This window comes from Streptomyces sp. SID1328, from assembly GCF_009865595.1.
In the GTDB taxonomy this organism is placed as follows: Bacteria; Actinomycetota; Actinomycetes; order Streptomycetales; family Streptomycetaceae; genus Streptomyces; species Streptomyces griseoluteus.
Genome location: NZ_WWKH01000849.1, coordinates 1 through 787, shown reverse-complemented (window position 1 = coordinate 787; position 787 = coordinate 1). Strand labels below are relative to the sequence as shown.

Genomic DNA, 787 nt, shown 5'->3' with positions numbered 1-787 from the left:
GACGGCGACGGGCTGGTCAGCCGGTGGGGATGAGGTAGTAGCAGTAGTGGCCGGCTCCGCCGTAGTAGGTGTCTCCGGTGAGTTGTGTGCCCTCGATCAGATGGTTTCCGGTGGCGGGTCCGACGATCCCGTCGGCGTCGCCGCCCATCCAGGCGTCCTGCGCGCGCCGGACCCAGTAGTCGGTCCAGTTGCCGAAGATGCCGTCCTCCGCCATAGGCCGCGAGTGATAGCCGTCGACGTGCCACTTGGCGGCCCAGTCGTTGATCAGGTGCTGCACGCACCACACGGCGTGTGGGTTGTTGTCGTAGCCCATCGCGATGTTGGGTGCCTTGGCCGAGGCGGTGGGCGCGAGGGCCAGCGTGCCGGCGGCTACGGCCGCGCTCACGACGCCGACCACGACGAGTCGGGACCTGGTCCGTGCAGGCTCCCTCGGTCAACCGGCTCGCGGCGGTCCGGCGGCTGCGGAGGTCGCCGGTGCTGCGGAGGCGCTGACCGGAGGGTCAGACGCGGCCGAGCGCTCGGGCGATCGCGGTGATCGTCTCCGGGCCCACCCGGCAGCAGCCGCCTACGAGGCGGGCGCCCGTGGCCGAGAAAGCGGGGGTGAGGGTGGGGGAGTCGTCCCAGGTGCGGTTCCGGGCGTTCCAGGTTTCGCCGCTGTTGGGGTAGGCGACCACTGGCTTGCCGGTTGTCCGGGCCGCTGTCTCCACCGCGTGGGGGACGTCCTCGGGGGCGCAGCAGTTCACGCCCACCGCGATGATCTCCTCGGCGTCGGCGGCCAGGGCGAACG

2 protein-coding genes are annotated in these 787 nt (G+C 71.5%); both read right to left on the bottom strand.

Annotation, left to right across the window (positions count from 1 at the left end; all coding sequences use genetic code 11):
* Nucleotides 1-16: 16 nt before the first annotated feature.
* Nucleotides 17-385: a peptidoglycan-binding domain-containing protein gene (locus GT030_RS26825; RefSeq protein ID WP_161203314.1), complete on the bottom strand. Its 369-nt coding sequence runs from the start codon at nt 383-385 to the stop codon at nt 17-19.
* A 115-nt stretch (nt 386-500) separates the two neighbouring features.
* Nucleotides 501-787, bottom strand: a 287-nt coding sequence (locus tag GT030_RS26820; RefSeq protein ID WP_202460604.1) for a homocysteine S-methyltransferase family protein, incomplete at its 5' end; no start/stop codon positions are given.